The sequence below is a fragment of the Pandoraea capi genome, assembly GCF_902459735.1.
Classification (GTDB): Bacteria; Pseudomonadota; Gammaproteobacteria; order Burkholderiales; family Burkholderiaceae; genus Pandoraea; species Pandoraea capi.
This window is the reverse complement of record NZ_CABPRV010000001.1, coordinates 486,110-513,053: the sequence shown is the minus strand read 5'-3', so window position 1 is coordinate 513,053 and position 26,944 is coordinate 486,110. Positions and strand designations below refer to the sequence as shown.

Here is a 26,944-nt window from a genome sequence, read left to right as displayed (position 1 = left end):
CGGCTCAGGTAAGGTCAACCGTCGGGTTCGCAGCGGCGACGACCGGCGTGTAGGTGATCGGGGGGTCGTCTGCCGTCAGGGGTGCCGCAGCGCGAGCCCGGCCCCCCCGGGGGGGCCGGATCGTACGACTTCAAAGACATCGAAGATCTCGACGCCGCCGCAGCGACGCCAGTTACTCCGGGTTCGTCCAGACGACGTTCGCGCCGACCGAGCAGAGATTCTCGACGAAGCGCGGATGCGCACGACGGATCGGCAGCGCGTTCTTGATGGTCGACTGTCCGTCGATGCTCGCGGCCACCATCAGCAAGGCGATCGCCACGCGAATGATGTACGGGCTCTCGACGACCGCCGGCGAGAGCGGCACGCCACCGAACGTGATCAGACGGTGCGGGTCCGACTGGAACACGTGTGCGCCGAACTTCGACAACTCCGTCGACCAGCCCATCGCGCCGTCATAGACCTTGTTCCAGAACATGGCGCTGCCTTCGGCCTTCACGCCCAGCGCGATGAAGATCGGCAGCAGGTCCACCGGGAAATACGGCCACGGCGCCGCTTCCACCTTCGTCAGAATGTTCTGCGTGAACGGCGCCTGCACCTTGAGCTTGCCTTGCGCGGTCGCCGTCGACCAGCCGTCGCGGTGCTCGACCTTGATGCCGAACTTCGCGAACGTACGGTCGATCAGCGGGAACTGCTCCGGCGCCGAGTTCTTGACGGTGATCTCGCCGCCCGTGATCGCGCCCAGCGCCAGGAACGTGGTGATCTCGTGGAAATCCTCGGCGAAGCGGAATTCGCCCCCGCCGAAGCGCTCGACACCTTCAATGGCGAGCTGCGACGTCCCCACGCCTTCGATCGGCACGCCGAGCATCTGCATGAAACGGCAGAACTCCTGGACGTGCGGCTCGGACGCGGCGTTGTTCAACTGCGAGCGTCCGTTGGCGGTCGCCGCGCACAGCACGAAGTTTTCCGTGGTGGTCACCGACGCGTAATCGAGCCAGTGATGGATGGCCGGGCGTGCTTCGTCCGCGTGGATCAGCAGCGAGCCGGCGGTGCGCTCGACACGTCCGCCGAAATGGCGCAGCACTTCGATGTGCGGATCGATCTCGCGCACGCCGAGCGTGCAGCCCTTGATGTTGTCTTCGATGCGCGCGACGCCGAACCGCGCGAGCAGCGGCGGCACGAGCATGATCGACGAGCGCATCTCCTCGGGCAGATGGTCGGTGCGCGGGTCGAATCGGGTGTTCAGGTGATGGACGTCCAGGATGCCGGCGTCGAAATCGACGCTGACATCGCTGCCGAGCTGACGAAAGATGTCGAGGATCTTGCGGACATCGGTGATCTCGGGCACGCCGATGAGGCGCACGGGCTGATCGGTCAGCAGCGTGGCGCACAGCACCGGGAGGACGGCGTTCTTGTTGGCGGAGGGGGTGATGCGGCCGCGCAGCGGCTGGCCGCCATGGACTACCAGATGGGACATGGGCTTCCTTCGGGCTTCGTGCTTCGTAATGGCTTCGTACTCAAGCGGGGGGCGGGATTGGCATGCGGGCCGTGGGCTCCTCGCGATCAGGCGCAATATACCCCGATTTGGGCATTCGCCTCATGCACCTCCCGCAAACGCCTCGGCGAAGATGGCGCGGAAGTCCGGCGTCTCGGCCGCCGCCGCACGCGTCAGCACACGGGTTTCGAGCTCGTCGAGATGCGCCGTCGCGAGCGCAATCGCCGCGTCGGTCTTGCCGTCGCGCAATTGCCCCACGAGCTGCGCGTGTTCGGTCGGCGCGCAGTGCATGAACTCGGCCGGGTCGTACAGCGCTTTATATAGCTCTGTCTTGGCGACGAGCGCACGCGCGAACGCATCGAGTTCGGCGCTATCGGCCATGCCGATCAACTTCAGATGGAATTCGCCCGCGAGCTGGATGGAGCGCTCGTGCGTGCCGTCGGCATGCGAGCGGGCTTCGGTCGCCACGTGGGCGTCGAGCGCCGCGAGTTGCGCGTCGCCCAGCCTGCCGCAGATGCTCGCGATCACCCCGGTCTCCAGCACGCGCCGCGCACGGTACGTCTGACGAATGTCTTCGAGCGACGGCTGCGGCACGAACGCGCCGCGATTGGGTTCGAGCACCAGCTTGCCTTCGAAGCCGAGCCGCGCGAGCACCTTGCGCACCGCGCCGCGCGTGCAGTCGAACGCCTGCGCCAGATTCCGTTCACGCAGCGGCATGCCCGGCCGGAGCTTGCCCGAGAGCAACGCCTGCGAGATCGCGGCGTAGACGCGCGCTTCGATCTGCTGGCCGGCGCTGCCCGGCGTACTGTCGTCGTCAGCCGACATGGCAGTCGAAGCGGCGGTGGCGGGCGGGGACGAAGGCGAGGGCGGTGCTGCGGTGCGGCTCAAGCCGGTTCTCCTGGAAATACGCGGATCGCGATCCGTCGTGAGCGATCGTGCTTGATTGTGCGTGATCGCGCGGGTGTGGGGCGCATTGTACCTGCGCCCTCGCGTTCACCGTCAGGGTTGCACCCTCCCATGATGTCTGGCCGATCGAAGGTATCGGAAACCCTCGATTTCGGCCCGTCGGCGCTCGCGACCTTGCATTTCGGCAAATCGTTACCGATAATGGTCAACAAAAATGGTTAACCATTTTGCGTTATTTGGTTGATGATATGGCAATTCGAGATGACATGCCACCGCGTCGACTGCTCGCGAAATGGACGAAACCATCGGGCTGCCGCGATTGCCGACTGCCTTGCGCGCATCACCCGATGCGAACGACAGCGCGACAACGCGTGACTGCCCTGTGAATCCCTTTGGGTCTGGAGACGTCATGAAACCTGTACATTGCCTGGCCGCGCTTCCCGTCGCGGCCTTCTATAGCGGCGGCTGGCTTGCCGAACACGTGGGTACCCGGCTGGCCGGGCTGCCTTTTCTGATGACGTGGAACATCGTCTGGTTGCTGCTCACGTCGCTGGTCATGGTCGTGATGTTCCGTTTCGACGGGTCGCGCGACGCCGCCCGCCGTCAGGCGTTGGCAGCCGATGTTGCCGACGCCGGTCGTCGCGATCACGACGGAGCCGCATCATGAACGCCGCGCTCGCCGTCATCGCGGCATTTCTCGCTTTCGCGATTTTCGTGGGCTTGCGCGCACGACGCGGTCGCACCATGAGCCTCGAACAATGGGCCGTGGGCGGACGCGGCTTCGGCACGCTGCTCGTCTTCCTGCTGATGGCGGGCGAGGCCTTCTCGACCTTCACATTCCTGGGGGCGAGCGGATGGGCCTACAGCAAGGGGCCGCCCGCGTTCTACATCCTCGCTTACGGCGCCCTCGCGTATCTGCTCGGTTACTGGATGTTGCCTGCGGCGTGGCGTCATGCGACGAAGCACCACTGCGTGTCGTTCTCCGACTTCTTCGCCACGGCATACCACTCGCGCGCGCTGGGGGTGGTGGTCTCGCTGGTCGCCGTGCTGGGCATGAGCGCGCTGCTCATCATCCAGTTGCGCGGGCTGGGCATCATCGTGTCCGAGGCGTCGTACGGCACGATCCCGCCATCGGTCGCGATCTGGTGCGGAGCGATCGCGATGGTGGTCTACATCACGGTGTCGGGCATCCACGGTTCCGCAAGCATTGCGATCTACAAGGACATTCTGATTCTCGTGATCGCCGTGTTCCTCGGCATCTACCTGCCGCTGCATTACTTCGGCGGTTTCGGCGAGATGTTCGACCGCATCGAGGCGGCGCGTCCGGGCTTCCTGGAAATGCCCACGAGCGGGCTCACCCTGTCCTGGTACAACTCGACGATCCTGCTCACGTCGCTCGGCTACTACCTGTACCCGTACGTCTTTACGTCGGTGTATGCGGCGAAGACCGAGAGTGCGGTGCGCAAGAACACGATCCTGATGCCGCTGTATCAGATGGTCATCGCCTTCATGTTCTTCGTCGGCTTTGCGGCGATTCTGCAAGTGCCGGGGCTCTCCGGCGCCGATTCGGATCTGGCGCTGCTGCGCATCGTCAAGCAGACGTTCTCGCCCTGGTTCGTCGGCGTGATCGGCGGCGTGGGGGTGTTGACCGCGTTGGTGCCCGGTTCGATGATCTTGCTCAACGCATCGACGCTGATCGCGAAGAACATCTATCGCGACGGCTTCGCGCCGCATGCGAGCGAAGCGTTCGTCGGCAAGCTCGCCAAGCGTGTGTTGCCGCTGTTCGGGCTGGTCGCGGTGTTCTTCGTGCTGCGCGGCGGTGCGACGTTCGTGGCGCTGGCGTTGTTCGCGTCTAGTCTGCTCACGCAGTTGTTCCCGTCGTTCGTGGCGAGTCTGCTGCCGCGTCCGTTCGGTAACAAGTACGGCGCGTTCGCGGGCATCGGCGCCGGTGCGCTCGTGCTGCTCGCCGCCGTCGGGTTCGACGTCAACCTTCGCACGTTGATGCCGGGCGCGTCGGATACTGTGGCGTCGATCAACATGGGACTGGTCGCGCTGGCGGTCAATGCGGTGACGTTCGTGGCGGTGAGCGCGCTCACCCGTTCGCGCAACGTGGAAGCCGGAATCTTGAGGAAAGTATGACAACACTGGAAATTCGCAACGCACGGGGGCTGGACGGTTCGCCGGTCGACGTGCGTGTCGAGCAGGGCAAGATCGCGGCCATCGGATCGGCGCTACCGCCGTATCCGGCGGCGGCCGATGGTGTTGATGGTGCTGACGGTGCCGTGCATCGCATCGACGCAGGCGGGGCGCTGCTCATGCCGGGCTTCGTCGAATCGCACACGCACCTCGACAAGACCACGTGGGGCATGCCGTGGTACGTGAACGAGTGCGGCTCGCGGCTCATCGACCGGATCGACAACGAGCGCGCGTGGCGCGCGGCCAGCGGGCACGATGCGGGGGCGGCGTCGCTGGCGCTCGGTCGCGCGTTCCTCGCGGCAGGCACCACGCGACTGCGTACGCACGTCGACATCGACACGGATGCGGGCTTGCGGCATCTCGACGGCGTGCTCGCCACGCGTGAGACGCTGGCCGACCGGCTCGACATGCAGATCGTGGCGTTCCCGCAGTCGGGTGTGCTCGATCGCGCGGGCACCGTGGAACTGCTCGACGCGTCGCTCGCCCGTGGGGCGGACGTGCTCGGGTGGCTGGATCCCTGCGCCATCGACCGCGATCCGAAGGCGTCGCTCGACGCCATGTTCTCGCTCGCCGACAAGCACGGCTGTCCCGTCGACATCCATCTGCACGAACCGGGCGAGATGGGCGTGTTCTCGTTCGAGTTGATGCTGGAGCGCATTGCGGCGCTCGGCATGCAGGGCAAGGTGGTGGTGTCGCACGCCTTCTGCCTGGGCGAACTCGATGCCGCGCGTGCCGACGCGTTGCTGGCGCGTCTGGCGGATGCCGGGGTGGCGCTCATCACGACGGCGCCGCCGTCGCGTATCGTGCCGCCGCTCATGGCCTGCCGTCGTGCCGGGGTGCCGCTCGCCGGCGGCAACGACGGCATTCGCGATACGTGGACGCCCTACGGCTCGCCCGACATGCTCGAGCGCGCGATGATGATCGGTCTGCGCTACAACCTGCGGCGCGACGACGAACTCGACATCGCGCTCGATTGCGTCACGCATCAGGGCGCGCGTGCGTGCTGGTTCGAGGACTACGGGCTTCACGTCGGCGCTCGCGCCGACCTCGTGCTGGCCGATGCCCGGAACGCGGCGCAGGCGATCGTCACCCGTGCGCCGCGCCGTTGGGTTGTCGCGAACGGTTACGTGGTGGTGAGCGAGGGCGTGGCGGTATGACGCTTTGGCTGGCCATCGTCGCGGTGGGGCTTACGCTGCGCCCGACGCTCACCTCCATCAGCCCGCTGCTGCCGCAGATTCGCGGGGCGACGGGCATGAGCTATCCCGTCGCCGCCTTGCTCACGTCGTTGCCCGTGCTGGCGATGGGGGCGGGCGCGTTCGCCGCGAGCGGGCTGACGCGGCGCTTCGGTGAGCGAAGCGGTGTGCTGCTCGGACTGGCCGCGCTGGCGCTGGCGTGCGGTGCAAGGTTCGTGGCAGACGATACCGTCACGATGATCGCGACGGCGCTGGTGTCGGGCGCCGGCATCGCCATCATTCAGGCGTTGTTGCCCGGCGTGGTGAAAGCGAACTACAGCGCCGCGCGCATGACGTCGATGATGGGGCTGTACTCAGCGGCGCTCATGGGCGGCGGCGGCCTCGGGGCCGCCGCGAGTCCGTGGATGGCCGCCGAGGCGGGCGACTGGCGCGCGGGGTTGGGAATGTGGCTGGCCGTCGTCGGTCTGGCCGCGTTCGCGTGGTGGCGCGCGCCGTTCGCGCGCGCGGCGGCTTCGGCCGCAACCCTGGCGACACCCACAACACCGGCGACGGCGGACGCACTGCGTGCGGCATGTCAGGCCGCAACGGCGCGCATCGAAGATAAGGCGCCGTCGATGCTCGAGCTGTTGCGCAAGCCTCGCGCGTGGACGCTGGCCGTCTACTTTGGTCTCATCAACTGTGCTTACACGACGATGGTCGCGTGGTTGCCGCCGTTCTATCAGGCGCGGGGCATGAGCGCGACGCACAGCGGCGCGTTGCTCGCCGGGCTCACGGCGTGTCAGGTCGCGGCGGCATTGATGTTGCCGTGGCTTGCGCGCGCTCACATCGATCGCCGCCGCTGGCTGACGTTGGCGCTCGCGGCGACGCTGGGCGGTCTCGTCGGGCTGGTCATCGCGCCGGACGTCGCACCGTGGGTGTGGATCGGCGGCATCGGATTCGGTCTGGGCGGCACCTTTTCGCTGGGACTGGTGCTGGCGCTGGACCATCACGCGCATCCGCGTCACGCGGCGGCGCTGGCGGCGTTCATGCAGGGCGTGGGCTTTTGCATCGCGGCGCTCGCCCCGTTTGCGGCCGGCGCGATCGTGGCGGCGACGGGGAGCTTCCTGCCGTCGTGGATCGGGCTCGTCGTCATCAACGTCGCGCTGATCGCGTTGACGTGGCGCTTCGATCCGCAGGGGTACGCGTCGGCGCTCGGCCTGTCGCGAGAGGTGCATGAGGTGCGTGAGCTGCACGAGGCGAGAGAGGGCGGGCATCGGCACGCCTAAACGGACATCGTCACTACGACGAATGCCCGCCAAAGGCGCGTGAAAAGGCAACGCATGTGAGTCCGAATTGCAAGACATGCGTTGCGCACGCGAGACACGTCAGGACGATGCAAAATTCATGCGAGCGCATACGCAATCCGCGCTAAGATGGCTCATCGTGTGATGTCGCAGCGGGGCGTCGTCGCGAGACCGTTGCCCCCGGCTCAACCTGATCCCTCGGTCCTTCAGATGATTTCGGACTAGCACCCTTCGGGCCCGGGTTGGCTGCGTGCTGCCGGATACCAGGGGAGAACGGATGCTCGGAAAGGCGCGCAGGGCGGTGGGACGATCGTTCGGGACGTTACGCGTCGCGAGTGGTGTCTACCGCGTCGGCACGTCCACTGCCGCGACGATCTTCGCGGCGTTCATCACGACACTGGTCGCCACGTTTGTCTCGACATTCCCTGCGCATGTTTTGGCTGCCGACACTGCGGTGTCCGCCACCGCTGCGAAGCCCGCGTCGGCACCCTCGGCCCCTGCGGCCTCCGCTTCCAGCGCATCGTCTTCTTCCTCGTCTTTCGCTTCCGCCTCCATGTCCACTGGCACCGACCAGCGCGTGCTGCGCAGCGACGGCGCGTATGCGAACCTTCACGTCTTCCGGCCTGCCGGGGCCTGCAACGGCGTGGTCGTGCTCAGTCCCGGTGCGGGCGACGACCGCGATGCGCTGTCGTGGCTTGGCCGTGCGCTCTCGAAGTCCGGCTGGCTGGCGGTGACGATGGCGCATAAGGAAAGTGGTCGCGACTCCTTGCGGGACCGGGTGCGCAATGGCGGGTTGCGCGACGGTTTGCTTGCGCTCACTACGGACCCCGAAGCGTACGACGATCGTCTCGAAGATGCCGGGGCGGCATTGCATTGGGCGCGCGGTCAGTGTCATGCGGGACCGGCGGTCCTGGCGGGGCACTCGATGGGGGCGGTGACCGTGATGATCGAGGCGGGGGCGAAGAACAAGCTGGGGCTCGATAGCGACGATCGCTTCGACGGTTACATCGCGCTCTCACCGCAGGGAAAGGGTGCGATCTTCCCGGCGGGCGCGTGGCATGACATCCGCAAGCCGGTGCTGCTGGTGACCGGCACTCGGGACGAGCCGCTCGAAGGCAAATGGCAGACGCGTACCGAACCGTTTGCCGATATGCCGCCGGGATGTCACTGGCTGGCGGTCGTCGACGGTGCGACGCATTTCAACTTTGCGGGCTTCGGTTACGGGCACGGCGATATCGAAGCCAAGATCCTGCCGCTGATCCAGCGATTCCTCGACAACGTGCGTGGCCATCGATGTAGCGTGCCGTCGCCGGCGGCCGGCGTGAAGTTCGACACCAAATAAGGCGGACCATGGCCGAACAGGATCTCACGCGCGGCCCCATCGGCAAGACCCTCTTCTGGTTCTCGCTGCCGGTGCTCGGCAGTAACGTATTGCAATCGCTCAACGCGTCGATCAACGCCATGTGGATCGGCCATTATCTCGGCGAGTCGGCGCTCACTGCCGCGTCCAACGCCAACATCCTGTTGTTCTTCCTGCTCGGTGTCGTCTTTGGCATCAGCATGGCCAATACCATCCTCATCGGTCAGTCCATCGGGGCGAAGAATCATGTGCTGACACAGCGCATCGTCGGCACGAGCGCGACGTTCTTCGTCCTGATGTCGGTCGCCGTGTCCGTGTTCGGCTACGTCTTCACGCCCGAGTTGCTGGGCGCATTGGGGACGCCGGGCGATGCACGCGAGTTTGCGGTCGCGTATCTGCGCATTATCTTCGTGGCGTTGCCGGTGATGTACTTCTACAACTTCGTCATGATGGCGCTGCGAGGCGCGGGCGACGCGCGCACCCCGTTTCGCTTCATGCTGTTGTCGGCGGGACTCGACATCGCACTCAACCCGTTACTCATTTTCGGCTGGGGACCGATCCCGCCGTTCGGCATTGCGGGCTCGGCGGGCGCGACGCTCATCGCACAGACGGTGAGTCTCGCGGCGCTCATGTACACCCTGTACCGGCGGCGCGATCCGCTGTGGCTCACGCGTCGCGACTGGAAGTATCTGCGCATCGATCCGGGGCTGTTGCGGCTGATCGTCGTCAAGGGATTGCCGATGGGATTGCAGATGGTGGTGATCTCGTCGTCGGCCATGGTGATGATGGGGTTCGTCAACGGCTACGGATCGCAGACCACGGCGGCCTACGGCGTCGCGTCGCAGTTGTGGACGTACGTGCAGATGCCGGCGCTGGCGATCGGCGCGGGCGTGTCGTCGATGACCGCGCAGAACGTCGGCGCGGGGTTATGGGATCGCGTATCGAAGATCGGACGTGTCGGCGTCGGACTGAACTTTGTCATGACCGGCGCGCTGGTCATCGCCATTCTGTTGTTCAACAAGCAGTTCATGAATGCCTTCTTGCCGGGCGATGGCTATGCCATCTCGGTGGCGCAGCACATCAACGCGGTCGTGGCGTGGTCGTTCGTGCTGTTCGGGGTGACCATCGTGCTGTTCGGCGTCGTGCGGGCGACGGGGGCGGTCACGGCGCCGCTCGTCATCCTGTTCGTCTCGCAGTGGGTGATCCGCTTGCCGTTCGCGTGGCAGATGCAGAAGACGTGGGGGGCTGAGGCGATCTGGTGGAGCTTCCCGCTCGGCTTCGCCGTGTCGCTCCTCATGGCGCTGTCGTACTACAAGTGGGGCAATTGGCGTGGCGTGCGAATGCTGCCGAAGGGGCCGCCTGCCGTTGCCCAGACCGAAGATGCGGCGAGCGCGGCGGCGGGTCCTGCGCCGGTGCCGGTGCCTGTCGCAGCTGCGCAGTCGGCATCGCCGTCGTCTTCGTCGGCTTCACCGCCTGCGGAGTCTCATCCGTCTGCTTCCCGCTCCGCGGCCACGGGTCCCGCCCCCGATTCCGGTAACGCGCCGCGCGACCCTCGCGCCTGATGGCGCCTGCTCCAGTTCACTGCGAGTTTTCGATCCATGGCGACGCGGCGTCTGCCAGCGCGTGGCGCAGCCATATCAGCAGGGCTTCCTTGGCGGGGTTTGCGGCGAAGGGTTCGCGTGAGAGCGCGACATAACCCGAGCCGTCACGGATAAAGCCGTAGGGGGCGACGAGGCGGCCTGCGCTCAGTTCGTCGCTCACCATGTAGACCGATCCGATGGCGGCACCGAGTCCGGCACCGGCGGCTTGCAGGCTCAGATAGAAGTGTTCGAACGGTGGCGTCTTGCCGTGCGCTTCGAGTGAAGGGAGCGTGGGCGGTGAATCGCGTCGGGTCGATTGCATGGCGCGCAGCCAGTCTTGCCAGACGCTGGGGCGGGTGCGCGTGCCGAGCGGATTCAGACGTGGAGCGGCGAACGAGGCGGGCAATCCGACCGGTCCGATCCATTCGTCGGCGAGCGGTTCGGCGGCGAGGGTATGGCCCCAGAAGAAGTCATTGCGTCGGATGGCGACATCCACACCGGTGTTTTCGAAGTCGAGCGGGCCACCGGCGGAGTGAAGGTGGAGGGCGATGTCGGGGTGTGTCTGAGCGAACGTGCCGAGGCGGGGAATGAGCCAACGCATGGCGAGGGTGGGTTCGCAGGAGACGACGAGTGTGCGCGAGGCGGCGCTGGCGTGGAGGCTGGCGACGGTGGAGGCGAGTTGGTCGAACATTTGCCGGGTGGTGGCGTGGAGGCGGGTACCGGCGGGGGTGAGGAAGACGGCGCGGTTGCGGCGTTCGAAGAGGGGAAAGCCGAAGGCGAGTTCGAGCGTGCGGATTTGCCGGCTGACGGCGCCGTGCGTGACGAAGAGTCTGTCGGCGGCGCGGGCGAAGCTGAGTTCGCTGGCGGCGACGTCGAAGACTTGGAGGGCGTTGAGAGGCAAGGGGCGCGTCATACGTGAGAAATTATCACGGATGAGGGGGCAAAAACATCGTTTTTCGGGCGAGAAAAGACCAAGGAAAATACCGCCGAAATGACGAAAAGGCGTCAGGACCCAAACGCTAAGAGTGCGATGAGCGACGGATCGGGGCCCTGTTCTGAACCGAGTTGGGTCTATGTCTGAGGGGCGGAATAGGGCCCCGGTCCGTCGCGGCGTGGGCATCGGTTCAGAGGCTAATTCCGGCCAGGACAGCGCTCTCACTCAGACCGTCGTCCTCAAATCAATCAGTGAGAATTCATCATGCAAGAGTTGTTGGCGGTAATGACGATCACGGTGCTGGCGGTAATCAGTCCGGGTGCGGATTTCGCGATGGCGACGCGTGAGAGCTGGCGTCACGGTCGCAGGGCGGGGTTATGGGCGGCGTTGGGTATTGCGGCGGGAGTGCAGGTGCATGTGGCGTACACGTTGGTGGGCGTCGGCTTGTTGATTGCGCAACTGCCGTGGTTGTTCACCGGCATCAAATGGGTCGGGGCGGCGTATCTGGTCTACATCGGCTGGCGGACGTTGAAGGATCGGTCGCCAGTCGTCGATGTCACCGAGGAGTCGCCTTCGTCGTCGGACGCAACGATCGATTCGAATGAACAGACATCCACTCGCTGGCGCGAAGACCTGCAAGCCTTCCGCACGGGCTTTTTCACCAACGCGTTGAATCCGAAGTGCACGTTGTTCGTCGTGAGTACCTTCACGCAGGTCGTTCATCCGGGCACCGGGTGGGAATTGGGACTGGCGTATGGCGCATTCATGTCGTTTGCCCATTGGGTGTGGTTCAGCCTTGTGGCGCTTGGCTTCTCGGCGGGGTGGATGCGTGCGGCGATGGTCCGGCGGCAGCATCTCGTGCGACGCACCATTGGCGGCGCGCTGATGACGCTGGGGGGATTGCTCGCGATGGCGAGCCGCTAGCGGGCGGCAGATGATGGCGGAGGGCGTTTGCGTCGGGGCGCAAACAAAGTCGTGAGCGAAGTTGTGATGCTTCGCGCGAAATTCGCCCCGAATGGCAGGGAAATGGCGCAGGAATGTCGAAAAAATGACTGAAAAGTGGCAGGAAAGGCAGGGAAATCCTTTCAAATGCCCCTTTGGTCACAAATAGTCACAAATTTATGACGCGCCGGAAGCACCGTCACAGCAGACGATAGGGGTAATGTGAGTGCCCGCTTCGAAGGTTTTGCCGATGCATCTTTAGTCAATCGGTGAATGAACGGGTAAAATTGCGCGTTCGGCGCACGCTGGCTACGGTCGGCACGCGCGTTACATGCCCTTCCCACTGCCGATGGAATTCCTGCCCAACGCGGTTTCCCGCATGATTGCCCACCGTGCCCTGCGCCTGGCGATCGCCAGTGTGCTCAGCGTCTGCGCGCTCGTCTCGGGCGCCGCGCATGCTTTCTCGTTCGACGACGTCGCCAAACAGGCCCGCACGCTCGCGAACAGCCGTTACAAGCCGAAGGATCCGAACCTTCCCAAAGACCTTCAGAACCTCACCTACGACCGCTATCGCAACATTCGCTTCAAGCCCGAAAAGGCGCTGTGGCGTGCGCAGAAGCTGCCGTTCGAGCTGATGTTCTTCCATGAAGGCTCGTACTACGACCGTCCCGTCAAGATCAACGAACTGATGGGCAACAGCGTGCGCGAAATCCGCTACAGCCCGGACATGTTCGACTTCGGTGCGCTCAAGGTCGACCCGAAGCAACTGCGAGGCTTAGGCTTTGCCGGGTTCCGGATCCACTACCCGGTCAACACGCCGAAGTACAAAGACGAAGTCATGGTCTTCCTCGGCGCGAGCTATTTCCGTGCGCTGGGCAAGAACCAGACGTACGGCCTGTCCGCACGCGGTCTCGCGCTCGACACTGCGCTGAACTCCGGTGAAGAGTTTCCGCGCTTCACCGAATTCTGGATTCAGCGTCCCGCACCGGGCGCCAAAGAGCTGATCATCTACGCGTTGCTCGACTCGCCGCGCGCTACCGGCGCGTATCGCTTCACGCTGCGTCCGGGGGTCGACACGACCGTCGACGTCAAGTCCGAACTGTTCCTGCGTGAGAACGTGACCAAGCTGGGCATTGCCCCGCTGACCAGCATGTTCTTCTTCGGCGAAAACCAGCAGCCGCCGGCACCCGACTATCGTCCCGAAGTGCACGACTCCGACGGCCTCTCCATTCAGTCCGGCACCGGCGAATGGATCTGGCGTCCGCTCGTCAATCCGAAGCGTCTGCTCGTGTCGTCGTTCTCGCTGTCCAACCCCGGTGGTTTCGGGCTGGTGCAACGCGATCGCGACTTCAACAATTATCAGGACCTTGAAGACCATTATGAGTCGCGCCCGAGCGCCTGGGTCGAACCCAAGGGCAAATGGGGACAAGGTCGTGTAGAGTTGGTGCAGATTCCTACACCGGACGAAACCAACGACAACATCGTCGCCTACTGGGTACCCGATGCACCGCCGAAGCCGAAGCAGCCGTATGGGCTGGAGTACCGGCTGACGTGGCAAAAAGATAATGACAAACGCCCGCCTCTCGCGTGGGTGACGCAAAGCCGCCGTGGTCACGGCTACCGGGGAAAACCAGACGACAGTCTGCTGTTCGCGCTCGATTTCGAGGGCCCGGCGCTCAAGAAATTGCCGGATGACGCCAAGGTCGAAGGCAATGTGTCCATCGATGGTAACGGCAAGATCCTTGAAGTGCAGACGCAGCGCAATGACGTCACGGGAGGCTATCGCGTCATGCTTCGCATGCGCCGCCTCGATTCCGAGAAACCCGTCGAAATGCGCGCTTACCTGCGCAACGGCAGTAACACCCTATCCGAAACGTGGAGCTACCTGTTACCCCCCGAGTGAGCGAGCGCTCCGATATTCCGGTCGACGAGCTTTATGTCGACCGGCTGCCCCTGCCCGCCGAGAAACGTCGCGCCCTGCTCGCGCAGGCCAAGCGTGACGGCGGCGATTCGCTCGACATCCTGACTCGCTTGCAGCGTTTGCTCGCCGCACGCGGGACGCATGTCGCCGGCGAGGGCACACCGTCTGCTGACACTGAACCTGCGTCGGCGCTCCTCCCGTCGACGCTTGCGTCGACCGACGTCGGCAAGACGTCGCAGATCGACGCCCAGACCGACGCCCAGATCGACGCCCAGACCGACGCCCAGACCGACGCCCAGACCGACGCGACTGTCGCACCGACGGCGGTGGCGACGGCGGCATGGCACGCCCACGATCTCGCGGAAATCGAATCCGACAGCGATGCCGTGCTGGCGTCGCAACCGGTGCGCCTTTCGCTGACCGAAGGCGGCTCGCTGGCCGCTGCGGCCGGGCTGAGTGACGTGCGCGGCGTGCAGACGTTGCGCGTGGCGCCGCCGGTACGGCGCACGTCGCTGATTCCACGTCCCTGGTCGCTCAATCCGCTCGCCCGCTTGTGGCGCAAGATCACCGGCCGCCAAGACCCCGATCCGCTCGTGCGCGATGCGCCCGATCCGAAGGGCAAGTGGTCGCAAGCGGGGCGGCGTCGCCGCTGGATGTTGCTCGCGCTGATGATCGCGCAGACGGCGCTCGCTACGCACTTCATGGCGTCCGTGCTGCCGTATCACGGCGCCGATCCGCTCGAATTCTCCGTGCTCGTGCTGTTCGTGCTGCTCTTCGGCTGGGTGTCCGCCGGATTCTGGACGGCCATCTTCGGCTTCTTCGTCCTGCTGTTCGGCGGCGAGCGTCACATGATCTCGAAGATGGCGGCGGGCGACGCGCCCATCGCACCAGATGCACGCACCGCCATCGTCATGCCGATCTGCAACGAAGACGTCGGCCGTGTGTTCGCCGGTCTGCGCGCGACCTACGAATCGCTCGCCCGGACCGACTCGCTGGAGCGCTTCGACTTCTTCATCCTGTCGGATTCCAGCGAGGCCGATAACTGCACGGCGGAAGTCGATGCCTGGCAGGCGTTGTGTCGCGAGGTCGGCGGCTTCGGTCGCATCTTCTATCGTCGCCGGCAACGTCGCGTGAAGCGCAAGAGCGGCAACCTCGACGACTTCTGCCGCCGCTGGGGCAGCGATTATCGCTACATGATCGTGCTGGACGCGGACAGCGTCATGAGCGGCGAATGCCTGACGAAGCTGGTGCGCATGATGGAGTCGCACCCGAGCGCAGGGCTGATCCAGACGGCACCGCTCGCAGCAGGACGCGAAACCTTCTATGCCCGCCTGCAGCAGTTCGCCGGACGTGTTTACGGCCCGCTGTTCACCGCCGGCCTGCACTACTGGCAACTCGGCGAATCGCATTACTGGGGGCACAACGCCATCATTCGTCTGAAGCCCTTCATGGAGCACTGCGCGCTCGCGCCGCTGCCGGGCAAGGGCGCGATGTCGGGCGCGATCCTGTCGCACGATTTCGTCGAAGCGGCGCTCATGCGTCGTGCGGGCTGGGGCGTGTGGATCGCCTACGACCTGCCCGGCAGCTACGAAGAAATGCCGCCGAACCTGCTCGACGAACTCAAGCGTGACCGTCGCTGGTGTCAGGGCAACCTGATGAACTTCCGTCTGTTCCTCGCGGAAGGCATGCACCCGGTGCATCGCGCGGTGTTCGTCACGGGCGCAATGGCCTACGTGTCGGCGCCGCTGTGGTTCATCTTCCTGATTCTCTCGACGTGTCTGCTGGCCAAGCACACGCTGGTGGTGCCCGAATACTTTACGGCGCCGCGTCAGTTGTTCCCGGTCTGGCCCGAGTGGCATCCGGAGCGTGCGCTGGCGCTGTTCTCGGCCACGGCCACGTTGCTGTTCCTGCCGAAGATCCTGGCGGTGCTGCTGATTTGGGTGAAGGGCGCGAAACGCTTCGGCGGCTGGTTCGCCGTGACGGTGAGCATGTTCATCGAGATGGTGTTTTCCGCAGTGCTCGCCCCGGTGCGCATGCTGTTCCACACGCAGTTCGTGCTGGCCGCGCTCACGGGCATTGCGATCCAATGGAAGTCGCCGCCGCGCGAAGATGCAGAAACGCATTGGGGCGAAGCCATTCGCCGCCATGGGTTGCAGACCGTGATCGGGATGGCGTGGGGCGGTATCGTCTATTGGCTCAACCCTGACTTCATCTGGTGGCTGATGCCGATCGTGGGCTCGATGATGATCTCGATCCCGGTGTCGGTGTTCTCCAGCCGGGTCTCGCTCGGACGCGGTCTCAAGCGCGCCCGTCTGTTCCTCATTCCGGAAGAGTCGTGGCCGCCGAAGGAATTGCGGATGACGGAGAAGTACACCGCCGAGGCAGGCAAGCATGTCGGGTTCGTCGACGCCGTGATCGACCCGATGGCCAACGCGCTCGTCGCGTCGAGCGTGAAGCCGACACTCGACGATGCGAAGCGCGATGCGCTGCGTGCGGGACGTGTCGAGACCGCGTTGCTCAAAGGCCCGACCAAGCTGACGAACACGCAGAAGTGGGAGTTGCTCAACGATCCACGTGCACTTGCGGCGCTTCACTTGCTCGTGTGGACCGATCCCCGTGCGCACCCGGAGTGGTGTGATGCGCGCGCCAACGGACTGTCGCAGGGATTTCTGGCGTCGGCATGAGGTCGGTTGAGGCGGCCTGACGCCACTTCGATTGCACGATAAAAAACGGCAAGGCTTCGCGCCTTGCCGTTTTTGTTTGTGCCGATCGGCTGACAGGACCGAGAACGTCCGGCGTGCCGTTGCGTATCGGGTGTCTGCGCGTTGTCTGTGGGGTGCTGCGATTTGTCAGCGCGGCGGCAGGAAGTCGCTCGGATTGAACGGCGTGCCTTTCTGACGGACTTCAAAGTGCAGCTTCACGACGCCATGCGAGTCCGTGTCGCCCATCTTTGCGATCTGCTGTCCCTTCGTGACGGCCGCTCCTTCCTTCACGAGCAACGCGCTGTTGTGCGCGTAAGCCGTGAGGTAGCCATTCTCGTGCTGCACCATCACGAGGTTGCCGTAGCCGCGCAGCCCGTTGCCCGCATAGACCACCTTGCCGGCCGCCGCCGCGTAAATCGGATCACCGGCCTTGCCGCCGATATCGATGCCCTTGTTGCTGCTGCCGTTGTAGTTCGCCAGCACGTTGCCGGTGGCGGGCCACGTCATGGGGATCTTGTTCGTGGCCGTGCGCGGTGCGGCGGGCACCGGCGCAGGTTTCGGCGCGGGGCGGGTTTGCGCACGCGGACGTGACGCCGTCGACGGCGAACTCCGGCCGGCCGATGCCACCGGCGCCGGCGTGCTCGCAGCCCCCGGCGGCGGCACGACACGCAGCACCTGCCCGACCTCGATCTTGTCGGCGTCGGCCAGACTGTTCCAGTTCACCAGATTGGCCGTGCTGGTGTTGTTCGCGCGAGCGATGCCATAGAGCGTGTCACCGGACTGCACACGATAGCTGCCGGCGGGTACCGGGCCATACGTCGGCGAACCGGCACAGGCGGCCAGCGTGGCGCACACGGTCAGGCTGAGCAGATGGGTGCGACAGCGCGCGAACCTGTGAGACCAGGCGGGCGTGCCGACGTCGGCTTGCGATGGCGAAGTTTGCAGCAAAGGCAACAGTCGCAGAGGTCGCAGAAGAGGTAGCGGCCTCAAAAAGCGGAAAAGACGATTAGGCTCCATCCGTGGGCAGGTAAAAAATTCTGAGGGTGGAGACCCGCTGGCGGTTGCATGGCGTGCCAGCCATGGCACTTTTCGGGTGTGTGCGTCGAATAGGGGAAAAACGTCGGAAAACGGTTCCGGACAGCACAAAACTCGGGCTGGACGCGCGACAACGGCATAGGCGCGGGACAAAACGCCCATTGTACGGGCGTCGACAGGCCGTCGGACATTCGAAGAGCGCCCAAATTCCCGCCTATTTGCGGAATTTGTTACTTAATTTGCGGTATTTCCCCTGTTGACAAGCGTCGGCGCGACACGTATAAAACCAACTGCAGATTGTCAAGCCGCGAAGTTGTTGTCAGACGTAGTTTTCCTGCTTCTCGCTGGTTTCTAGTCCTTCATTTTCCCTTGATTGTCAGCGCTTCACGAGGTCATTCCGACCTCAAGCTATTGTTTTATTAGGAAAAAACATGGAAACCGGTACTGTTAAGTGGTTCAACGACGCAAAGGGCTTCGGCTTCATCACCCCGGACGCCGGCGGTGAAGACCTGTTCGCTCACTTCTCGGAAGTGAAGGTCGACGGCTTCAAGTCGCTGCAAGAGAACCAAAAGGTCTCGTTCGAAGTCAAGGTTGGCCCGAAGGGCAAGCAAGCTGCGAACATCAAGCCCATCTAAGGGCTGACCGCTTCTCGTGATGTCGCGCTCGCTTTCGGGCGAGGCGATGTCCCGCGATCAACAGGCTCGATGACGAAAGTCATCGGGCCTGTTTGTTTTCTGCCTGTCGTATTTCCCCGTCGTATTTTGACTGCCTGACGCATACGTTCCCAGAACATGCAGAATCGTATCGGACGTGCACGCGGACGATGCCACCGTCACGGTTCGACGCTACAATGCCTGATCCCATTTCCATTCGCGCACGCATACGCATTTTTCCGGGGCAATCATGAGCCTGCAAACCTGGTGGCTGTTCATAGTCACCACTTTTTTTGTCTCGGCAACGCCGGGGCCGAACATGCTGCTCGTCATGACGCACGGCGCACGCCACGGATTGCGCGCGTCGCTGGGGACGATGGCCGGCTGCATGACGGCGCTCATCGCCATGATGTCGATCTCGGCGGCTGGTCTGGGCGCACTGCTCAAGGCCTGGCCGATGCTGTTCGACACGCTGCGCTATATCGGCGCGGCCTATCTCGTCTATCTCGGTTACAAGAGCTGGCGCTCGCCGGTGAACACGCAGGATGAGGCGGCGAAGCTCGCTACGCCGGCGCTGGCCGCCGATTCGAGCTTCGGCAAGCTGTACAAGTCCGGTTTCCTGGTCGCGGCCAGCAACCCGAAGGCGATTCTCTTCGCAGCGGCTTTCCTGCCGCAGTTCATCGATCCGACGGCTGCCAAGCTGCCGCAGTTCGCGATTCTGCTCAGCACCTTCGCCGTCATCGAGGTGAGCTGGTACATGGTCTACGCGACTGGCGGCCTGCGCATTGCGCCGTATCTGCGCGAAGCGCGCGTGCTCAAGGCGTTCAACCGCATCAGCGGCGGCGTGTTCATGGGCTTCGGCGCGTTGATGGCAGCGGTGCATCGCTGATCGGCTTCGGGGAGTGCGCGGGTGATGCAGATGTGACGGCGGCTTGGGTAACGGCGCCGGGCAATAAGGATGTGAAGGCGATGGCAGGGCTCTGGAAAGGCCCGGGTGTGGCGCGCGGCACGGGGAGCAGTATGCTGGCGCACCGGAGCACTCAATATTTCCGGTCGGTGACCGTTAACGTTCATGACCCGATACGCGGTGCCGGAGCCAATGGGCGGGGAGTTGCCTTGGCGTTGCGCATCGCAGCGGCTTTATTACGTACGGATCGCGTGGTTGCGCGCGGCCGTCACGGGGACAAATAGAAGATCAGGTATGGAAACGACAGAACCGCAGGTGACACCGGCGCCCACGGACGAAGAGTCTCAACTGCATGACTCGTATCGCATCAGCAACCCGCTGGAGATCGGCGGCGTGCTGCGTCATCTGGCGACCCGCGGCGACTTCATGACGGTGTACTTCGCGAACGGCCAGCGTCAGCTCGTCACGCGTCTGCTCAAGGTCGAGCCGCAAGCCCGCGGTTTCTACTTCGACTGGGGCGGCATCGAGACGGAGAACCGCGCATTGCTCGCCAACAAGCGCGCGCTGTTCGTCGGTGTGCCCGAAGGCATTCAGGTGCATTTCCCCATCGGCGATGTCGAGGAACGCGAATACGAAGGCTATCCGGCGTTCTATTCGTCGTATCCGGAAACGCTCGTGCGCTTGCAGCGCCGCGACTATTTCCGTGTGAAGACGCCGATCCTGGATCCGTATCAATGCACGGTCAAATTCCCGGACGACACGCCGATGCGTCTGGCGGTGTTCGATCTTTCGCTGGGCGGTGTCGGTCTGCGTACGAAAGCGGAGGCGGCTGCCGAGATTCCGAAGGGCTCGATGCTCATGCACGTGGACATCGAGCTGCGCGACTACGGCACGGTGCAGGTCGATCTGGAAGTCTGCGCGGTGCGTGCCGTGCCGCTCGCGAAGGATATCGAGTACCACATCGGTTGCCGCTTCATTGCGCTCTCGCGCACGGCCGAGTCGCGCCTGCAAAAGCTCATCACGCAGCTTGAACTCAATCGCAAGGCGTTCGCGCGCGGATAACGGTTAGCGGCTAACGACTAACGGCCAAGCGAAGCGACGCCACTGATCCCCGCGATCGGCAAAAGCAAGAAGGGCGACCCTCGGTCGCCCTTTTGTCTTTGCCGCAGCGCTTCGCAGACGCTGCCGAACGTCAACCCGCCGCCTGTATCCTCAGTGCCGGAATCGCGTGCAGCAGTCGCAGCAGATCCGCCTGCCGGCGGCAGCCCGTCTTGTCGAAGATGTGACGCAGTTGCGTTCGTGCGGTGTTGATGGCGACATTGGCGTCCTGCGCGTACTGGGCCAGTTCGCGGCCTTCTGCCAGTGCCTGGGCGAGGCGAGCCTCCGCCGGCGACAGACCGAACAGCACCTTGAGCGTGTACGGGCCGAGCGTCATGCGACGGTCCAGTTCACCGATCGTCAGCATGGCCATCGGACGTTGCCACGGCGCCGAGCAGGCGTGCGACTCGCGCAGCGGCAGCACCGTGACCACCCAGTGGTGCTGGTTGTCCCCATGCAATCGATGGCTTCCTGCCACGGGCATCGCCGCCGTTGCGTTGGTGATCAGGCGTCGCACCGCCTGATCGTCGCTCGGCAGCAGCGCCGAGAACTTCCCGCCACGAATGCCGACGTTGCGCGTCTTCCCGAGGATCTGGTGTGCCGCGACATTCAAGTAGTGCGCGTGACTGGTGTCGTCGGTGATGACGATGGCCATCTCGAGATGATCGAGCACGGCCATGCCGATCGCCGCCTGGGCCTGCAGATGCCGTGTGCCGGCCCGCAAGCGCGCAGCGCGTGCGATGTGCTTCGTCAGGATTTCCAGTTCAGGCGCGTTGTCGGCTTCTTCGAACGGCGCGTGATCCGGGCTGCGCAGGATGGCGAGCAACTCGCTGGTACCGTCCGCGCCATCGAGATGCAGGCCGTAGGTGTAGCGCACGCCGTTCGGAATGAGGAAGTCGTTGAACAGCTCGCTGCGCGCGACGTAGCGGTCGCTCAGGTGATGGTGGCACCGCAGGGCATGCCCGACGGGCTGACGCAGCATGAGCGCGACGCGCGGGTCGGTAGGCGCGAGCTTCTCGACGAACTCGCGGATGAGATCTGGTGAGGCATCGAGCGAATTGGAGTCGCGCGTGGCACAGTGACGCGCGCGATCCCATGTGACCGAGTGGAACCCCATGCCGCCGGCCCACTGATTGAAATCGCGCAACGCCTGATCCCAGCGCGCGTCGTCGAGCACCCCGTCATAGCAGGTGCCGATCAGCGCATCGAGAGACATCTTCCCCGTGCCGTCCACCATCGCCTCCCCTGGCTCTGTTTCGACGAACTACCGTTGCCGTGTCCAGTAACGCCTTGCGTAACCTTTACGTTGGCCTCTGTCGGGCGATGTCACGCATAGTGGGTATTCTGGCAAGCGATATCACGGCCATCAATCGGGGATCAATGCTCGCGTTGTTGCACCGCCACATCGTGAGCGACGGGGGCCTCGCCGCGCGCCTCACGTACGCCGTCGGGGTAGATGCGAACGAGCACGATGCGCGGGCCTTGCATCTTCTTGACGACCACCGAGAAGCCGTCGAAATCGACCTTCTGCCCCTCGCGCGGCAGATAGCCCAGCGCGTTCATGATGAGACCGCCCACGGATTCGGCATGCTCGCTCGGAATGTCGAGGCCGAGCGCGCGTTCCAGCGTCAGGATCGGCAGACTGCCGCGTCCGATGAGCGTGCCGTCTTCCATGCGGGTCCAGTCGTCTTCCGTCTGACGGAATTCGTCGCGGATCTTGCCGACCAGCGCGGAGAGCAGGTTATCGAGCGTGAGGAAGCCGATGGGTTTCTGGTCCGGCCATCCCACGATGGCAAAGTGCGGCGCACCCCGGCGGAAGCGGCTGAAGAGCTCGCGCGCCGGCATATCGGGCTTCACGCGTTCGACCGGACGCGCCATGCTGCCCAGATCCTCGATGGACTGACCGTGGTGTTCGGCAAGGAACAGATCCTTCAGGTGGACCACGCCGAGCACGGTTTCGCCGTCATTGTCGAAGAACGGATAGCGGCTGTAGCGATGGCGATAGGCCGTGTCCATGTTCTCCCGGAACGTGGCGTTGCGACGGAAGGCTGCCACTTCGCTCATCGGACGCATCAGGTCGGACACCGTCAGATCGCTGAAGTCGATGGCGTAGGCGACTACGTTCCAGTCGTCGCGCGAGAGCTTTTCGCTGGAGGCGCCCCGGCGCACGATCAGCTTGATCTCGTCGGCCGAGTAGTGCGCGTCGGTGCCGTGCGACGGATCGAGCCCTGTCCAGCGCAGCAGACGGTTGGCACTGTGGTTGAGCACCCAGATGGCCGGATACATCAGCCAGTAGAAGCCGTACAGCGGCGCGGCTGTCCATACGGAGACGGCTTCCGGCATGCGCAACGCCATCGATTTCGGCGCGAGTTCGCCCACGACGATGTGCAGGTACGAAATCGTGAAGAACGCGATGAAGAACGCCAGCGCGTGAATCAGCTCCGGGGAGCTCACGCCCACGAGTTCGAACAGCGGCGTGAGAATACGTGCGAAGGCGGGTTCACCGATCCAGCCAAGACCGAGCGAGGCGAGGGTGATGCCGAGCTGGCACGCAGAGAGATAAGTATCGAGTTGGCCGTGGACCTTGGCCAGGATACGGCCGCGCCAACCCCGTTGGCGGGCAATGACATGAACGCGCGTCTGGCGCAGTTTGACGAGGCCGAATTCCGCCGCCACGAAGAAGCCGTTGAGCAACACCAGCAGGATCGCAGCGACGATCAGTAAGAAGTTTTCCAAAATATCAGTGATGGGACGACAGGCCCACCAGTATAAGTGACAAACGCCGTCGCCAATAAATATCCGTGGTCTCGCGGTGTTTTGCCAACCGTTCGCAGGTGATTCAAGGGGCTTTCGCGGTGGATGCAGGCAGGTTTGCGACAGGCCGGTCCAGCGCCAGCCAGCCGGGCATGGCGAACGCCTCGACGAGGAAGTCGATCATCGCGCGGACCTTCGCACTCAGGTACTTGCGCGACGGGTAGACCACATAGATGCCGCGCTCACCCTGCGTGTACTCGGGCAGGAATTCGACGAGGCGACCGTCGCGAACGGCGTCCTGCACCAGAAACGCCGGTTGCAGGATGATGCCGCTGCCCGCAATGGCCGCCGCCACGCACGTGTCGCCATTGTCGGCAATCAGCCGGGCATGTGTCTGTACGGAGACGGGGCCGTCCGGACCGTCGAAATGCCATTCGCGGCGGTGCAGGAAGTTGCTGTAGCCGACGGTCTCGTGACGGGTGAGTTCGCTGGGATGCGCCGGTGTGCCGTGCTGCGCGAGATAGCCCGGTGATGCGCATAGCAGCAAGCGGGTGCCGGCCAGCCGCCGATGCACAAGGGACGAATCCGGCAGGCGTGAGATGCGGATGGCGAGGTCGTAACCTTCGTCGACGATATCGACGAGCCGGTCGCTCAGCGTGATGTCCAGGGAGACCTGCGGGAACTGCGAGAGAAACGTGGGCCAGAGAGGCGCGAGATGCAGCACGCCGAAGGTGTGGGGCGCGTTGATGCGTAGCGCGCCGGCGGGCTCGCCGTCCTGCTCGCCAGCCATGGCGTCGGCTTCGTCCAGCTCCGCGAGGATCTGGCGGCAGCGCTCGACATAACGTTGGCCGGGCTCGGTCAGCGACAGGCGTCGCGTGGTGCGCTGAAGCAGGCGCGTGCCCAGACGCGCTTCGAGGTCGGCAACGTAGCGCGAGACGGCCGTCTTCGAGATGCCCAACGAATCGGCCGCCTTCACGAAGCTGCCCGATTCGACCACGGCGATGAAGCACTCGATCTCGCGAAGTTTGTTCATGCCGGGGCGATGCTCCTCTGAGTCGTGCGATGAGATGGCACGACAGCGATGGCGGACAACCCACGTCCGCCGTCGCTGTCATTGTCGCTATTGTGCCAGCGCGTTTGCGCGCGCGAGCGACGGCGCCGCGTTGCCGAAGGCAAAGGCGTCCATGCGCAGCGCGCCGTAGGTCGAGCCGGTGTCGAAGTGCGTCTGGCTGAGCGCATTGTCGGCCGCGCCCATCGCGATGTAGATCGGCAGCAGGTGCTCGTCGGTCGGATGGGCGCGCTCGGCGTGCGGCGCGCGTGCCCGGTAGTCGAACAGCGCGTCGAGATCCATCTTCGCCAGATGCTCGGTGAACCAGGCGACGAATTCGGCCAGATACGGCGCTTCGGCGCGATCCTCCGACGGCGCGCGGAACACCTCATGCAGATTGTGCGTGAAGCTGCCGGACGCCACGATCAGCACGCCGTCGTCGGCGAGCGGAGCTAGCGTTTGCCCGAGCCGATACTGATATTCCGGACGCATGTGCCGCTGGAGCGACAACTGCGTGACGGGGATATCGGCGTCCGGGAACAGATAGCTCAACGGCACCCATGCGCCATGATCGAGTCCCCATTGATCGTCGGTCACCGCTGGCAGTCCGACGTCGCGCAGGCGTTGCACCGTGCGCTCGGCCAGCGCCGGCGCGCCCGGCGCCGGATATTCCAGTTCGTAGAGTTCGCGCGGGAAACCGCCGAAATCGTGGATCGTGCGTTGCTGCGCGAGGCTACCCACGCGCGGTGCGGGCGTCGACCAATGCGGGGAAATCACGAGAATTTCCTTGGGACGCGGCACCGCACGCCCCAGCGCCGTCAGCAACGGGCCGGTGCGGCCCGGATCGACCGCGAGCAGCGGCGAGCCGTGGGAGACGAAGAGGGTCGGAAGGGCAGACATGGCAATCACTCCTGCAAAACAGCGAATCGACGTTGCGACATGACGTCGCGAATCAGCGGTAACGACGGACTGGCATCGCCATCACCCCGTCATCCCCTGACGGGGCAATGAAGGGGCGATGGCATCGGCCTGGATCACTCGGCGCGAGCGCGGCGAATGGCGAAGGCGCCATCGCCCAGCAAGGCGACCGACAGCAGGCCGACGAGCCAGAACGCCGGGAATTCCCAGCCGCCGCCCTTGTTGGTGAACAACCAGCCGTTGTGGCCATGCACCGAGACGATGGTACCGAGCATCAGCGCGGCGAGCGGCAGGGCGGCCCAGCGTGCATAGAACCCGGTGATCAGCATCAGCCCGCCGATCAGCTCAAGCGCCATCGTGACATAGGCGAGCACCGGCGGCAGACCTAGCGAGCCCATGAAGCCGACGAAGCCGGGAATGGTGAAGACGAACACCTTGAGCGACAGGTGGGCGAGGAACAGGATACCCAGCGAGACGCGCAGCAGCAGGGCGGCGTACGGGGCAGTTTTGGTATCGATCATGACGGGCTCCGGTGAGGGAATCGGTAGTACGGGCTAAGGGTCGGCTCAGCCGTGCGGCGTCTTCAACGACGCCGACGACTGACTTAGCCCCGATTCTAGGGAGCGGGATCGTACAGATAAACGGGCGGGGGAGGGATTGATTGTCCCGATCATCGGGACAATCAATCGGGGATGACACACACCGAGCAGGGAGGCGGGCGGCGTCGCCCGTTCGGTCGCTCAGGCCGATGCGATCATCCGGTCGAGCAGTTCGACCCAATGCTGCACCGGCGCGTGGTCGCGGGCGTGTTCGCCCTTGGCGGTCGCCTGCAAATGGCAGATGCAGCCGACGTTGGCCGACACGACGAGTTCGGGATCGAGCGCGTCGAGCGACTTCCACTTGGCATCGCGCAGTTGATGGGACAGTTCCGGCTGGGTGACGGAATAGGTGCCTGCCGAGCCGCAGCAGATGTGACTGTCCTGCGGCAGCATGACGCTCACCCCCACACCGGCGAGCACCTTCTCGACCACGCCCTTCAACTGCTGGCCGTGTTGCAACGTGCAGGGCGGGTGATAGGCGATCTTGCCGGCCTTGCCGTTCTTGCTGTTCTTATGATTCGGCACACGCTTTTGCAGCGCTTCGAGATTGTCGAGCAGGATTTCCGACAGGTCTTTCGCGAGTTCAGAGACGCGTTGCGCCTTGCCTGCGTACTGGGAATCGTGGCGCAGCAGATGGCCGTACTCCTTGACCGTCGCGCCGCAACCGGACGCATTGATCACGATCGCCTCGGCGCCCGCTTCGATCTCGGGCCACCAGGCGTCGATGTTGCGGCGAATGTCGTCGAGCCCGTCGTCGTGATAGTTCAGATGCAGACGAATGGCGCCACAGCATCCGGCCGACGAGGGGCGCAGCATCTCGATGCCGAGGGCGTCGAGCACGCGCGCGGTTGCCTTGTTGACGTTGGGCAGCATGGACGGCTGCACGCAGCCTTCGAGCATCAGCATGCGGCGCGTGTGTTTCGTCTGCGGCCAGCTCCCCGAACGCTGGCGGTGCGGCACTTTCTCGCGCAAGGCGCGCGGCAGCAGTCCACGGAACTGCTGACCGAGGCGCAGCGCGGGCGAGAACAGCGTGCGGTTGGGCAGCACGTGGGCGAGTGTCCAGCGCACGGCGCGTTCACGGGCGGGGCGGCCGACCTTGGCATCGATGTGACGGCGGCCAATGTCGGCCAGACGGCCGTATTGCACGCCCGACGGGCAGGTCGATTCGCAACTGCGGCAAGTCAGGCAACGGTCCAGGTGACGCTGCGTCTCGCGCGTCACGCTCTGGCCTTCGACCATCTGCTTGATGAGATAGATGCGTCCGCGCGGGCCGTCGAGCTCGTCGCCGAGCAACTGATACGTGGGGCAGGTCGCGGTACAGAATCCGCAATGCACGCATTTGCGGAGAATGGCTTCGGCTTCGTCGCCGTCCGGTGTCTGACGGAGGAATTCTGCGAGGTTCGTTTGCATCGTTTTATATCTG

The 26,944-nt window shown here is 64.4% G+C and carries 23 protein-coding genes; 12 read left to right on the top strand and 11 right to left on the bottom strand.

The annotated features are described in order from the left end of the window. Positions 1–172 precede the first annotated feature (172 nt). Both PCA20602_RS02260 and PCA20602_RS02255 read right to left on the bottom strand, forming a co-directional pair. On the bottom strand, positions 173–1,474 hold the full coding sequence (locus PCA20602_RS02260) for a UDP-N-acetylglucosamine 1-carboxyvinyltransferase (protein WP_069342225.1): 1,302 nt from the start codon (positions 1,472–1,474) through the stop codon (positions 173–175). A 120-nt stretch (positions 1,475–1,594) separates the two neighbouring features. Continuing rightward, positions 1,595–2,380, bottom strand: coding sequence for a GntR family transcriptional regulator (locus PCA20602_RS02255; RefSeq protein ID WP_246181980.1), 786 nt, complete (start codon positions 2,378–2,380; stop codon positions 1,595–1,597). Between the two features lie 427 nt (positions 2,381–2,807). Here PCA20602_RS02255 and PCA20602_RS02250 point away from each other — a divergent pair, with 427 nt between their 5' ends. The 4 genes from PCA20602_RS02250 to PCA20602_RS02235 are packed head-to-tail and all read left to right on the top strand — an operon-like array spanning position 2,808 to position 7,052. Next, a complete protein-coding gene (locus PCA20602_RS02250; protein ID WP_150719773.1) occupies positions 2,808–3,065 on the top strand; it encodes a DUF3311 domain-containing protein in 258 nt (85 codons plus the stop codon). Continuing rightward, positions 3,062–4,537 carry a sodium:solute symporter family protein gene (locus tag PCA20602_RS02245; RefSeq protein WP_150719772.1) on the top strand — a complete coding sequence of 492 codons (1,476 nt, stop codon included), beginning with the start codon at positions 3,062–3,064 and terminating at the stop codon, positions 4,535–4,537. The genes PCA20602_RS02250 and PCA20602_RS02245 overlap by 4 nt, the downstream gene beginning before the upstream one ends. After that, positions 4,534–5,751, top strand: coding sequence for an amidohydrolase family protein (locus PCA20602_RS02240; protein WP_150719771.1), 1,218 nt, complete (start codon positions 4,534–4,536; stop codon positions 5,749–5,751). The genes PCA20602_RS02245 and PCA20602_RS02240 overlap by 4 nt, the downstream gene beginning before the upstream one ends. Then, on the top strand, positions 5,748–7,052 hold the full coding sequence (locus PCA20602_RS02235) for an MFS transporter (protein ID WP_150719770.1): 1,305 nt from the start codon (positions 5,748–5,750) through the stop codon (positions 7,050–7,052). The genes PCA20602_RS02240 and PCA20602_RS02235 overlap by 4 nt, the downstream gene beginning before the upstream one ends. 360 nt (positions 7,053–7,412) lie before the next feature. Here PCA20602_RS02235 and PCA20602_RS02230 read toward each other — a convergent pair whose 3' ends face one another. Next, a complete protein-coding gene (locus PCA20602_RS02230) occupies positions 7,413–7,625 on the bottom strand; it encodes a hypothetical protein (protein ID WP_150719769.1) in 213 nt (70 codons plus the stop codon). Between PCA20602_RS02230 and PCA20602_RS02225 the strand changes: the two genes are divergently transcribed. Then, complete coding sequence (locus PCA20602_RS02225) at positions 7,624–8,412, top strand: alpha/beta hydrolase family protein (RefSeq protein WP_150719768.1); 789 nt, start codon at positions 7,624–7,626, stop codon at positions 8,410–8,412. The two genes, PCA20602_RS02230 and PCA20602_RS02225, sit on opposite strands and share 2 nt — an antisense overlap. 8 nt (positions 8,413–8,420) lie before the next feature. After that, on the top strand, positions 8,421–9,992 hold the full coding sequence (locus PCA20602_RS02220; protein ID WP_150719767.1) for an MATE family efflux transporter: 1,572 nt from the start codon (positions 8,421–8,423) through the stop codon (positions 9,990–9,992). Between the two features lie 16 nt (positions 9,993–10,008). Here the strand turns inward: PCA20602_RS02220 and PCA20602_RS02215 are convergent, their stop codons facing one another. Then, positions 10,009–10,911 carry a LysR family transcriptional regulator gene (locus PCA20602_RS02215; protein WP_246181979.1) on the bottom strand — a complete coding sequence of 301 codons (903 nt, stop codon included), beginning with the start codon at positions 10,909–10,911 and terminating at the stop codon, positions 10,009–10,011. Positions 10,912–11,208: 297 nt separating this feature from the next. On the opposite strand from PCA20602_RS02215, the gene PCA20602_RS02210 reads away from it, so the two are divergent. The 3 genes from PCA20602_RS02210 to mdoH all read left to right on the top strand — a co-directional run bounded on the left by PCA20602_RS02210 (position 11,209) and on the right by mdoH (position 16,491). After that, entirely contained in the window at positions 11,209–11,868 is a 660-nt protein-coding gene (locus PCA20602_RS02210; protein WP_150719765.1) for a LysE family translocator, read from the top strand. Positions 11,869–12,235: 367 nt separating this feature from the next. Continuing rightward, positions 12,236–13,789, top strand: coding sequence for a glucan biosynthesis protein G (locus tag PCA20602_RS02205; RefSeq protein WP_425495635.1), 1,554 nt, complete (start codon positions 12,236–12,238; stop codon positions 13,787–13,789). 137 nt (positions 13,790–13,926) lie between these two features. Further along, on the top strand, positions 13,927–16,491 hold the full coding sequence (gene mdoH, locus PCA20602_RS02200) for a glucans biosynthesis glucosyltransferase MdoH (RefSeq protein WP_174980761.1): 2,565 nt from the start codon (positions 13,927–13,929) through the stop codon (positions 16,489–16,491). Between the two features lie 165 nt (positions 16,492–16,656). Here mdoH and PCA20602_RS02195 read toward each other — a convergent pair whose 3' ends face one another. Then, on the bottom strand, positions 16,657–17,379 hold the full coding sequence (locus PCA20602_RS02195) for a peptidoglycan DD-metalloendopeptidase family protein (RefSeq protein ID WP_343031986.1): 723 nt from the start codon (positions 17,377–17,379) through the stop codon (positions 16,657–16,659). Between the two features lie 596 nt (positions 17,380–17,975). On the opposite strand from PCA20602_RS02195, the gene PCA20602_RS02190 reads away from it, so the two are divergent. The 3 genes from PCA20602_RS02190 (at position 17,976) to PCA20602_RS02180 (ending at position 20,166) form a co-directional block, all read left to right on the top strand. Beyond that, positions 17,976–18,179, top strand: coding sequence for a cold-shock protein (locus PCA20602_RS02190; RefSeq protein WP_044456973.1), 204 nt, complete (start codon positions 17,976–17,978; stop codon positions 18,177–18,179). A gap of 268 nt (positions 18,180–18,447) precedes the next feature. Next, positions 18,448–19,086 carry a LysE family translocator gene (locus tag PCA20602_RS02185; protein ID WP_069342236.1) on the top strand — a complete coding sequence of 213 codons (639 nt, stop codon included), beginning with the start codon at positions 18,448–18,450 and terminating at the stop codon, positions 19,084–19,086. A gap of 312 nt (positions 19,087–19,398) precedes the next feature. Next, positions 19,399–20,166 carry a flagellar brake protein gene (locus tag PCA20602_RS02180; RefSeq protein ID WP_174980709.1) on the top strand — a complete coding sequence of 256 codons (768 nt, stop codon included), beginning with the start codon at positions 19,399–19,401 and terminating at the stop codon, positions 20,164–20,166. Positions 20,167–20,296: 130 nt separating this feature from the next. Here the strand turns inward: PCA20602_RS02180 and PCA20602_RS02175 are convergent, their stop codons facing one another. The 6 genes from PCA20602_RS02175 to glcF all read right to left on the bottom strand — a co-directional run bounded on the left by PCA20602_RS02175 (position 20,297) and on the right by glcF (position 26,931). After that, complete coding sequence (locus tag PCA20602_RS02175; protein WP_150719762.1) at positions 20,297–21,418, bottom strand: helix-turn-helix transcriptional regulator; 1,122 nt, start codon at positions 21,416–21,418, stop codon at positions 20,297–20,299. Between the two features lie 161 nt (positions 21,419–21,579). Next, a complete protein-coding gene (locus tag PCA20602_RS02170; RefSeq protein WP_150719761.1) occupies positions 21,580–22,938 on the bottom strand; it encodes a hemolysin family protein in 1,359 nt (452 codons plus the stop codon). A gap of 103 nt (positions 22,939–23,041) precedes the next feature. Beyond that, a complete protein-coding gene (locus PCA20602_RS02165; protein ID WP_150719760.1) occupies positions 23,042–23,989 on the bottom strand; it encodes a LysR family transcriptional regulator in 948 nt (315 codons plus the stop codon). A gap of 87 nt (positions 23,990–24,076) precedes the next feature. Further along, positions 24,077–24,904 (bottom strand): dioxygenase family protein, encoded by an 828-nt coding sequence (locus tag PCA20602_RS02160; RefSeq protein ID WP_150719759.1) that lies wholly within the window; start codon positions 24,902–24,904, stop codon positions 24,077–24,079. 134 nt (positions 24,905–25,038) lie between these two features. Continuing rightward, entirely contained in the window at positions 25,039–25,443 is a 405-nt protein-coding gene (locus tag PCA20602_RS02155) for a DoxX family protein (RefSeq protein WP_069342242.1), read from the bottom strand. 219 nt (positions 25,444–25,662) lie between these two features. Next, positions 25,663–26,931: a glycolate oxidase subunit GlcF gene (gene glcF / locus PCA20602_RS02150; RefSeq protein WP_150719758.1), complete on the bottom strand. Its 1,269-nt coding sequence runs from the start codon at positions 26,929–26,931 to the stop codon at positions 25,663–25,665. Positions 26,932–26,944: the final 13 nt, after the last annotated feature.

Bases quoted from the DNA above. Each gene is read 5' to 3' on its own strand.
- PCA20602_RS02260 (WP_069342225.1), bottom strand. From the start codon at position 1,474: ATGTCCCATCTGGTAGTCCATGGCGGCCAGCCGCTGCGCGGCCGCATC.
- PCA20602_RS02250 (WP_150719773.1), top strand. From the start codon at position 2,808: ATGAAACCTGTACATTGCCTGGCCGCGCTTCCCGTCGCGGCCTTCTAT.
- PCA20602_RS02245 (WP_150719772.1), top strand. From the start codon at position 3,062: ATGAACGCCGCGCTCGCCGTCATCGCGGCATTTCTCGCTTTCGCGATT.
- PCA20602_RS02240 (WP_150719771.1), top strand. From the start codon at position 4,534: ATGACAACACTGGAAATTCGCAACGCACGGGGGCTGGACGGTTCGCCG.
- PCA20602_RS02235 (WP_150719770.1), top strand. From the start codon at position 5,748: ATGACGCTTTGGCTGGCCATCGTCGCGGTGGGGCTTACGCTGCGCCCG.
- PCA20602_RS02225 (WP_150719768.1), top strand. From the start codon at position 7,624: ATGTCCACTGGCACCGACCAGCGCGTGCTGCGCAGCGACGGCGCGTAT.
- PCA20602_RS02230 (WP_150719769.1), bottom strand. From the start codon at position 7,625: ATGGAGGCGGAAGCGAAAGACGAGGAAGAAGACGATGCGCTGGAAGCG.
- PCA20602_RS02220 (WP_150719767.1), top strand. From the start codon at position 8,421: ATGGCCGAACAGGATCTCACGCGCGGCCCCATCGGCAAGACCCTCTTC.
- PCA20602_RS02210 (WP_150719765.1), top strand. From the start codon at position 11,209: ATGCAAGAGTTGTTGGCGGTAATGACGATCACGGTGCTGGCGGTAATC.
- PCA20602_RS02205 (WP_425495635.1), top strand. From the start codon at position 12,236: ATGGAATTCCTGCCCAACGCGGTTTCCCGCATGATTGCCCACCGTGCC.
- PCA20602_RS02190 (WP_044456973.1), top strand. From the start codon at position 17,976: ATGGAAACCGGTACTGTTAAGTGGTTCAACGACGCAAAGGGCTTCGGC.
- PCA20602_RS02185 (WP_069342236.1), top strand. From the start codon at position 18,448: ATGAGCCTGCAAACCTGGTGGCTGTTCATAGTCACCACTTTTTTTGTC.
- PCA20602_RS02180 (WP_174980709.1), top strand. From the start codon at position 19,399: ATGGAAACGACAGAACCGCAGGTGACACCGGCGCCCACGGACGAAGAG.
- PCA20602_RS02175 (WP_150719762.1), bottom strand. From the start codon at position 21,418: ATGTCTCTCGATGCGCTGATCGGCACCTGCTATGACGGGGTGCTCGAC.
- PCA20602_RS02165 (WP_150719760.1), bottom strand. From the start codon at position 23,989: ATGAACAAACTTCGCGAGATCGAGTGCTTCATCGCCGTGGTCGAATCG.
- PCA20602_RS02160 (WP_150719759.1), bottom strand. From the start codon at position 24,904: ATGTCTGCCCTTCCGACCCTCTTCGTCTCCCACGGCTCGCCGCTGCTC.
- PCA20602_RS02155 (WP_069342242.1), bottom strand. From the start codon at position 25,443: ATGATCGATACCAAAACTGCCCCGTACGCCGCCCTGCTGCTGCGCGTC.
- glcF (WP_150719758.1), bottom strand. From the start codon at position 26,931: ATGCAAACGAACCTCGCAGAATTCCTCCGTCAGACACCGGACGGCGAC.